Below are 7,792 nucleotides of genomic sequence, written 5' to 3'. Positions count from 1 at the left end.
TTTACATCATGCGTAGTATATTGACGAAAAATTGAACACACCAAAACCATTGAAGCGGAGATCAAAGCAGCATATGCGCGCACAGAGAGTCCGGGAGGCTGAGAACCGGGTCGAGATGCAGGCTGCCAAATGGACCGCTGAGGGCGCAGCCAAAAGCTGGATATATTTTCAGCCTAGTACTCTGCGACGTAGGGCATACGTTAGTTGCCGGAGATATACAGGTATCTCGCAAAGCGCATGGAATCACTCCATGAATCAAGGTGTCACCGGCGTCCGGAGTGAAATCACGACCGATATCGGCGCGATGGTAAATCTGGTAAAAGAAGAAAGCGATATCCCGTGTGCCGTATGTGGCAGAATACGTGAAATCCATAAAAGACGCGATTCGGTAAAAAAAGAAAACCGTCTGTAAAAGAACCTTTCATTCTTTCTCAGACGGTTTTCTTTTTCTGGCTTCAGAAGCCTTGTTCTGTCGTAAATGCTTTAGGTTGGTGGTAACTCACCCAGTTCTGCCGGATGGTTATAAGCTTGCGAGCAGATTACCCATTACATTTCGCACAGAAACTCTTTTTCTACTTCTGCCTCAGACTCGGTATAACCTAACTGTGCAGCTAAACGATGTACCAGTACCTGCATTGCTTCCTGCTCTAAGGACTCGGAAACTACATGCTTTTCTGCTGGTGTGTTGTAATATGCCTGATATAAATTCTCCTGATATAAATCGTTATTGGATGTTCTTGTTGCTTTCATCATGATAATTACCTCCATCAAATAAAATAATATTTTTTCATATGATAGGCGGAAATCCATTGCAATATTCTTATGATGCTATTACGATATCCGTCTGTGAAAATCTCTTGTTTCTTTCGATGGCAATAATATAACACTGTCAAACAAAAAGTACCATCCCCGGAAGTGGTATAAACTTATAAGTTATTTGCAATTATATAAACATAAGTTAATATATGTAATAAGTACCAATTTTGACACCCTGACTATGTACAAAAGTTACAAAAACATCCATATTTGAAATATAAACAAAAACGTCCGGCGGCGATTTGCGGATTTGTGCATCCCGCATAAAAAAACTTTGCATCCCCATTCTGCCCGGACATCCGGCACCTTACCCGTCCTTCTCCGGCACCTCATCCCGCCAGACAACCGTCTCCACATCCTCAAACAGCTCCTGGTTGCGCTCGACCGTCAGATAGACAAAATCATCCGGCTGGTATTCATCCAGAAGCGCCTCCGTGTATGTGTCAAAGGTCGCAAACACCGTTTTCCGGTACAGCTTAGGCATAAAATATTTAAGGTTCTGGCTAAAGGAATCGCCTACCACCAGAAGTGTTTTATCATTCGGCGAATCCGACTCAAATATTGCAAAGCTGTTGTCCTCGTTCATATCCACCGTCGTAGCCGTAACCTCCGGCAGATAATTCTGAATCACATATTCGGTATCGTCGCTGTACTCTGCTGCCATGTTAAGCATCCGCGCCAGGTCTCCGGACGCCGGTCCTGCCGCCTCAATCGAGACTGCACTGAGCGGTGTCGAGGTTCCAAGCAAAGTCTGTGCAATCTGCTGGCTTCCGATAAAAGAGCCGATCTGGTTCCAGTGCGTATCATATTTGTAATAAAGCTGATACGTGTCCGCCTCTTTCAGAAGCTCCGGCTTCATGTCATATACCGGAAGTCCCTGCGCTGCAAGCTCCGGGAGCGCCGCATCCAGACGCGACTCACTTCCGTATACCCGGACCGAATCCGGCATATATTCCGCATAGACACTTTCCTTGTTGGGTGCCTCAAACATCACAAACCGGATGCCGCGCTCTTTCATTTTCTCGTTTACCGAGGTAATCGCGTCCGCCAGCGCTGTTTTCTCATCCGCCGTATAGAGATTTGTCCGCTGATAATCCGCCAGCGCATCCTCGCCGTCCTCCGAAACGGTGTAAAACAGCCAGTTTTCTTTTCCGACCGTCACATCCGAAATCGAGCTTTCATTTAAAAGCTCCAGATCCAGCTTTGTCTTCACCTTGACAAACAGATTTTTAAACGGAACATGGTCGTTGTAATACGCTTCAAATTCCGTCGGAATATTGTCAAAATTGGCAGCCGACAGTTCCGGAAAGGATGCCAATTCCCTGTTTTCATAATTCTGCTGGTCCAGATGGCTCCTGACCGCCGGATAGACAAGCGTCGGCAGCACCAGGCTCGCCGCAAAGGAACCAATCAGAAGTATTTTTGTCCCTGTCTCTCGATTCATATCTCTCGTTTTCTTCTCCCTGCATGAATCCATCTTTCTGTACTTTCACGCCCTGCCGCCCATGCTTTATTTTTATGTTCTCATTGCACAGGCAAGCATGCTTTCTACACCGCTTTTAAAAACGGAAATAAATAAATGGATTGTATGTATTGTTGACGAGCAGCAAAATGGAAAACCACAGGATCGCCATGTAGCCGATCCAGCTTGTGACCGTCACCGAGCCATCCTGCGCCAGCACGCGCCCTTTCCATTTCATCCAGAACCACTGCACCGGACCGCATGCCAGCAGCGCCGCCGCCAGAAACATCCAGAGTTTCCGGTTCATGTAGCGTTCCATCAAAACGACTGCGCTGTGCGGCACAAACATATACCGGATAAAGGAAAATGCCTGCCCGATCGTGTCCGCGCGGAAGAAAATCCAACCGATCAGCACGACAAACACCGCATAGATATGCGCCAACGGCCGGAATTTCTCCTGCTTCAGCCATTTTCCCAGAAAACAGCGCTCCAGCACGTTGAAAAAGCCATGGTAAATGCCCCAGAAAATGAACGTCCAGCCCGCTCCGTGCCAGATGCCGGTCAGCAGAAAGACCGTCCAAAGGTTGACATACGTCCGCGCCGTACCTCTCCTGTTTCCGCCGAGCGGAATATACACGTACTCTTTAAACCAGCTGGAGAGGGAAATATGCCATTTCCGCCAGAAATCCTGGATCGAAGTCGCTATGTACGGCAGCCGGAAGTTTTCAATAAATGTAAAGCCAAACATTTTTCCAAGCCCAATCGCCATGTCCGAATAGCCAGAAAAATCGAAATAAATCTGCAGCATATAGAGAAGCGCCGTCAGCCAGAGCATCGCCTGGCTCACATCCGCCGCCTGATACGCGTAGACCGCGTCCACCACCTCGGCAAAGGTATTTGCCAGGATGACCTTCTTTCCCAGACCGAAAATAAAGCGTTTCACGCCGTAAGAAAAGCCCTCCAGCGTGACGGTCCGGTTTTCGATCTGCTCCTCGATGTCATGGTATTTCACGATCGGTCCCGCTATGAGCTGCGGGAAGAAGGAAATATAAAGCATCATGTTGAGCGGATTTTTCTGCGCCTGATTTTCGCCCCGGTACACATCCACCACGTAGGAAAGCGCCTGGAAGGTATAGAAGGAAATTCCGATCGGCAGCGTCACCTGAATCGCCGGAAGCGCTATATCAAACCCGCGAAGCAGCGGATTCAGCACCTCGGCGAGGAAATTGTAATATTTAAAATAGCCGAGGATCAGAAGATTGAGCGTCACGCAGAGCGCCAAAAGCCATCTCTTTTTCCCGAATTTCTCCACCAGACGCCCGAAACCGTAGTTGAGCAGAACCGAAAAAATCATGAGCACCACATACCGCGGTTCGCCCCAGGCATAGAAAAAGAGGCTGAATACGGTCAGGATGCCGTTTTTGAACGGTTTGGGGCTCACGTAGTAGAGGAGCAGGATACAGGGGAGAAGAACCCATAGGAAGATGATTGAGCTGAAAACCATTTTATGTAAACTCCTATTGATAAGTTGTCGCAGAAGGGAGCTGCCGGAGGCGGCACTGGCAGCTTCTCAGATTATCGTTGTTCGCATCTCGATAATCCAATAGCCGTCAACACCATCTACAGCAGCTCCCTTCCCATCTACAGTACGTCTGAGAAATGGGGACGAAGTTTTTTGAATACCTTCAGTCCTATTATCATCAAAATAAATGTTACCACCCAGAAATAAATCGTCATCGTCGGCCGCTCGAAGAACCAGCTTCCCGTAAGCATGCTGTCGCGGTAGCCTGCGGCGATGTAGTAGAATGGGTTAAGCTTGAATACCCACTCCAGCCAGGATGCGCGGCTGGTGAAGATTGCCTCGTCGTACATGATCGGGGTCAGCCACATGCCGAACTGGAGGCAGATGCCGACGATCTGCGCCATATCTTTAAAGAATACCTGCACGGCACTGGTAAAATAGGTAAGCGCCAGTCCAAGCATCGACGCCGCAAAGGAATAGTATAACACCTGAATCCAGGTTGCAGACGGCATACGCCCGTCAATCAGGTACAGCCCCGCCATAATGATCAGGAAGCAGGCATGTACCAGGAAACAGGAGATAAGCTTGATAACCGGAAGCATCTCCACCTGGAATACTACCTTTTTAACCAGATAATGGTACTCCTGCAGGCAGTTTGTACCCGTATTTAAAATCTCGCTGAAATAAAACCACGGGATGATACCCGGCGTCAGCCAGATGACATAGGTCGCCCCCGGAACCGGCGGCGCATTTTTCATGCCATGTTCACCGAAGATGAACGCATAGATCGCGATCGTAACCATCGGCTGGATAAACATCCAGACAATTCCAAAGTACGAGCCGACAAAGCGCTTGCGGAAATCCGCCTTGGCAAGCTCGGTGACCAATTTTCTTTTTCCTATCAGTTCCCGAAACAGGGAAATCAGTTCCCGCATTCTATCCTAACTCCATTCTTAAAATTTGAATGCATCCCGGAAGCCGCCCCATTTCTGGTCTTTCTCCGAAATAATCAACTCCATGCCTTCCTCGATCGGCCACTCAACGCCAATCTCCGGATCGTTCCATGCCATACCGCCCTCATCGCCAGGATGATAAAAATCGGTACATTTGTATGCAAATTCTGCCTCATCGGACAGTACCAGGAAGCCGTGTGCAAATCCTTCCGGAATGTAGAACTGCTTCTTGTTCTCCGCGGAAAGAACCACGCCAAACCATTTTCCATAGGTCTCAGAACCAGTACGAAGGTCTACCGCCACATCAAATACGGTACCGCGCACTGCACGCACCAGCTTGCCCTGCGGATACTGTTTCTGGTAATGAAGTCCACGCAGAACGCCCTTGACTGACATGGACTGGTTGTCCTGTACAAATACCATGTCGAGTCCCGCCTCATGGAAATCGTTCTGATTGTATGTCTCCATAAAATAACCGCGCTCGTCCTTGAAAACAGTCGGTTCAATTACATAAAGTCCCTTGATGTCACATGGTGTTACTTTAATCTTTCCCATTTTTCTATCTCCTTCTTATGCAGGTATTTCAATTCATTTTTCAATACGTAACTGGCATCATCCTTTTCGGCTGTGCCATCCTTAACTATATCATTCGTTTTTCTGGCTGACAACCTTTTTTACAGATGTTTGTGCCTCTTTTCCCCGCTCATTTTCATCCAGCGCAATCTTCTGCGCCAGATCCTTGATCTTCGTCTCCAGCTGCGACTGTTTGATCGACATATGGAACATTTTCACAATCAGGAGGAAAATAACCGCCAGATAGATAAAATTGGCAGTCGTGTACGTTCCCGCCAGCTCCGCCAAAAGATCCGGCAGCCCCGGAAAGATACTGAACACAATGAGAATGGACGAGAATCCCAGCCAGAAAATCGAATCCTCGATCTGGAGTTTTGACTGCCGGATCTTCCGCATAATCATAAAGGTTGTCAGGATCGACACGACGATCAGGACAACTCTGAGTGTTGGCGTCATGGCGCTACCTCCTCTTTCTGAAATTCTGGATTAACAGAATCGAAATCAGCATTTTAAGCATATACCGCATCGCATTGACCGGTGTCAGGTAACTGACTCCCAGAATCCGTTCATCCATGATGACCGGCACCTCCGCCACCCGCGCGCCCTGGCGGATCAGGTAGGAAACGGTGTCCGGCTCCGGACCGTAGTTAAGCCCCGATGCAAATTCGCGGATCATGCGCTTGCTGAACATCCGCATTCCCGAGGTCGGATCCTTGATATTGACACCAGTTGTGAAGCGGATCGCCATCTCGATCAGATTACTTCCAAGCATCCGCATCGTAAATGGCTTTTTCTCCCCGACAAACCGGGAACCGATGACGATATCGTAACCTTCTTCCATTTTCTTGATCATGGATTCCAGATACTCCGGACGGTGCTGTCCGTCTCCATCGAGCTGGACCGCATATTGATATCCGTACTTGTCGGCATATTTAAGTCCCGCCTGAAATGCCCCCGCCAGTCCCAGATTGACCGGAAGGTTCAACAGATTATATCCATTTCTCTGGCAGATCGCCGCCGTCTCATCGCGCGATCCGTCATTGACGACCACATAATCATACTGCGGAAAATTGGCTGTCAGATGGTTCACAACCCGCTCTATATTTTCGGCTTCGTTGTACGCCGGTATGACTATCAAAAGTTCGGCTTTTTCCGCCCCAGAAGCTACTTCTGTGGACAATAACGCCTTATCTTCCATCGCCCGCTTCTCCTTCCCAGTATGCCGGATTCATCGTCAGGCTTCGAATCAGCCCCTCCGGCAGCTTTTTATAATGCTTTCCCAGCCAGTACCCGGCATATTTGCTTCCGCTCGCCATCACAAGCTGCGGCAGAAGAAGCACATAACCATTTTCCACCAGCCATTTCGCTGTTTTCTTCACCAGACGGATTCCCTCGCCCTCCGAATGAAGGCGCCCAAACACCTCGGGGTGATCCGCCTGCGATACGCCGAGGTCGAAATTCCGGTGCAGCTGCTGCATCGCCGTATAATTGTGGGAATGGATGACCTGCGCGTCCGCCGCGTAGGCAATCTGATACCCGGCTTCCACCGCGTGTCCGGCAAAAATCATATCCTCGTTGAAAATGGTTTTCTTCGTAAATCCGCCAAGCTTCAGGTAAATATCCCGCCGGTATGCCGCGCAGACATTGGAACAGAAATACGTCTTGATTCCCAGCTCGTCCTCGTCCTCTTTCCCTTTCAGACGGCTCACCGCCGGATAATTAAAGTCCCTCGTATACCGTTCAATCACACCGCAGTCCGCCGCCGGAAGCTGTCTCGCATATGCTGCCGCCACACGTTCCGAAGCATCCAGCGCCTCCAGAAGCTCTTTCACCAGATTCCGGTCATACGGCACGCAGTCGTGCGTCATGCAGATGCAGACATCCGCATCTGATTTCAAAATTCCCTCATGGCGCGTCCTTCCATGGTCAAATTCCGACTGGCGGATATGGCACACGGTCAGCTTCGTATCTTCCCCCTCAAATAAGGACTCAAACCGCTCAGCATCCCAGTACTTTTCTTCCGTATTCATGATGATCACACGGTCCACCGGCACACTCTGTTCCAACAGCCGCCGCAGAAGTTTTTCCAGCTTATCCCCCGGTTTGAACGTAGGTATAATCACATCGGCTTTTCTCATTTTTCGTACTCCTTATAGGCTTTTCTGTAAAAATGCATCAGAATCTTTACCATCCAGTCCGGCCACATTTTCCGGAACATCGCCATCTCATCCACCGGGCGCCGGTTGTCCTCGATGCAGGCTTTCGTCGTCGCCGCCGCATGGACGCGGTAGGCAATCAGCGGTTTTTCCGAACAGATAAAACGCCCTTTTTTGCCCGCCAGCTCGTAAAGGTTGTCCCAGTCCAGCGCAAAATCATACTCCGAATGGAACATATCGTCCCCAATCTGTTCTTTATTGTACGTGCAGGACGGACAGCAGATCGAATTGCCAAACCAGACACTGCTCC

General features: G+C 49.2%; 9 protein-coding genes and 1 pseudogene. 1 reads left to right on the top strand and 9 read right to left on the bottom strand.

Annotated elements, in window-relative coordinates:
- Nucleotides 1-250 precede the first annotated feature (250 nt).
- On the top strand, nucleotides 251-412 hold the full coding sequence (locus QVO97_RS09280) for a hypothetical protein (RefSeq protein WP_288189529.1): 162 nt from the start codon (nucleotides 251-253) through the stop codon (nucleotides 410-412).
- 134 nt (nucleotides 413-546) lie between these two features.
- Here QVO97_RS09280 and QVO97_RS09275 read toward each other — a convergent pair whose 3' ends face one another.
- From QVO97_RS09275 to QVO97_RS09235, 9 genes and pseudogenes are all read right to left on the bottom strand, one after another.
- Nucleotides 547-753, bottom strand: coding sequence for a hypothetical protein (locus tag QVO97_RS09275; protein ID WP_022360052.1), 207 nt, complete (start codon nucleotides 751-753; stop codon nucleotides 547-549).
- A gap of 370 nt (nucleotides 754-1,123) precedes the next feature.
- Nucleotides 1,124-2,260 carry an alginate O-acetyltransferase AlgX-related protein gene (locus QVO97_RS09270; RefSeq protein WP_022360051.1) on the bottom strand — a complete coding sequence of 379 codons (1,137 nt, stop codon included), beginning with the start codon at nucleotides 2,258-2,260 and terminating at the stop codon, nucleotides 1,124-1,126.
- Nucleotides 2,261-2,375: 115 nt separating this feature from the next.
- Nucleotides 2,376-3,782, bottom strand: coding sequence for an MBOAT family O-acyltransferase (locus QVO97_RS09265; RefSeq protein WP_022360050.1), 1,407 nt, complete (start codon nucleotides 3,780-3,782; stop codon nucleotides 2,376-2,378).
- Between the two features lie 137 nt (nucleotides 3,783-3,919).
- Nucleotides 3,920-4,735, bottom strand: coding sequence for an ABC transporter permease (locus tag QVO97_RS09260; RefSeq protein ID WP_022360049.1), 816 nt, complete (start codon nucleotides 4,733-4,735; stop codon nucleotides 3,920-3,922).
- A gap of 18 nt (nucleotides 4,736-4,753) precedes the next feature.
- Nucleotides 4,754-5,308: a dTDP-4-dehydrorhamnose 3,5-epimerase gene (gene rfbC, locus QVO97_RS09255; RefSeq protein WP_022360048.1), complete on the bottom strand. Its 555-nt coding sequence runs from the start codon at nucleotides 5,306-5,308 to the stop codon at nucleotides 4,754-4,756.
- A 90-nt stretch (nucleotides 5,309-5,398) separates the two neighbouring features.
- A complete protein-coding gene (locus QVO97_RS09250; RefSeq protein ID WP_022360047.1) occupies nucleotides 5,399-5,782 on the bottom strand; it encodes a DUF2304 domain-containing protein in 384 nt (127 codons plus the stop codon).
- A 4-nt stretch (nucleotides 5,783-5,786) separates the two neighbouring features.
- Nucleotides 5,787-6,524, bottom strand: coding sequence for a glycosyltransferase family 2 protein (locus QVO97_RS09245; protein ID WP_022360046.1), 738 nt, complete (start codon nucleotides 6,522-6,524; stop codon nucleotides 5,787-5,789).
- The gene (locus QVO97_RS09240; protein ID WP_022360045.1) at nucleotides 6,514-7,464 is read right to left on the bottom strand and encodes a glycosyltransferase family 2 protein; all 951 of its coding nucleotides are present in this window, start codon (nucleotides 7,462-7,464) and stop codon (nucleotides 6,514-6,516) included. The genes QVO97_RS09245 and QVO97_RS09240 overlap by 11 nt, the downstream gene beginning before the upstream one ends.
- Nucleotides 7,461-7,792: pseudogene (locus QVO97_RS09235) on the bottom strand (glycosyltransferase family 2 protein); the annotation flags it as partial. The gene QVO97_RS09240 and the pseudogene QVO97_RS09235, both read right to left, overlap by 4 nt.

Origin of the sequence: Clostridium sp. CAG:43 (assembly GCF_000434655.1) — a bacterium.
In the GTDB taxonomy this organism is placed as follows: Bacteria; Bacillota; Clostridia; order Lachnospirales; family Lachnospiraceae; genus Otoolea; species Otoolea fessa.
The sequence above is the reverse complement of the archived record's forward strand: the minus strand, read 5'-3'. Positions and strand labels throughout refer to the sequence as shown.

Bases quoted from the DNA above. Each gene is read 5' to 3' on its own strand.
- QVO97_RS09275 (WP_022360052.1), bottom strand. From the start codon at position 753: ATGATGAAAGCAACAAGAACATCCAATAACGATTTATATCAGGAGAAT.
- QVO97_RS09250 (WP_022360047.1), bottom strand. From the start codon at position 5,782: ATGACGCCAACACTCAGAGTTGTCCTGATCGTCGTGTCGATCCTGACA.
- QVO97_RS09280 (WP_288189529.1), top strand. From the start codon at position 251: ATGAATCAAGGTGTCACCGGCGTCCGGAGTGAAATCACGACCGATATC.
- QVO97_RS09260 (WP_022360049.1), bottom strand. From the start codon at position 4,735: ATGCGGGAACTGATTTCCCTGTTTCGGGAACTGATAGGAAAAAGAAAA.
- QVO97_RS09265 (WP_022360050.1), bottom strand. From the start codon at position 3,782: ATGGTTTTCAGCTCAATCATCTTCCTATGGGTTCTTCTCCCCTGTATC.
- QVO97_RS09245 (WP_022360046.1), bottom strand. From the start codon at position 6,524: ATGGAAGATAAGGCGTTATTGTCCACAGAAGTAGCTTCTGGGGCGGAA.
- QVO97_RS09270 (WP_022360051.1), bottom strand. From the start codon at position 2,260: ATGAATCGAGAGACAGGGACAAAAATACTTCTGATTGGTTCCTTTGCG.
- rfbC (WP_022360048.1), bottom strand. From the start codon at position 5,308: ATGGGAAAGATTAAAGTAACACCATGTGACATCAAGGGACTTTATGTA.
- QVO97_RS09240 (WP_022360045.1), bottom strand. From the start codon at position 7,464: ATGAGAAAAGCCGATGTGATTATACCTACGTTCAAACCGGGGGATAAG.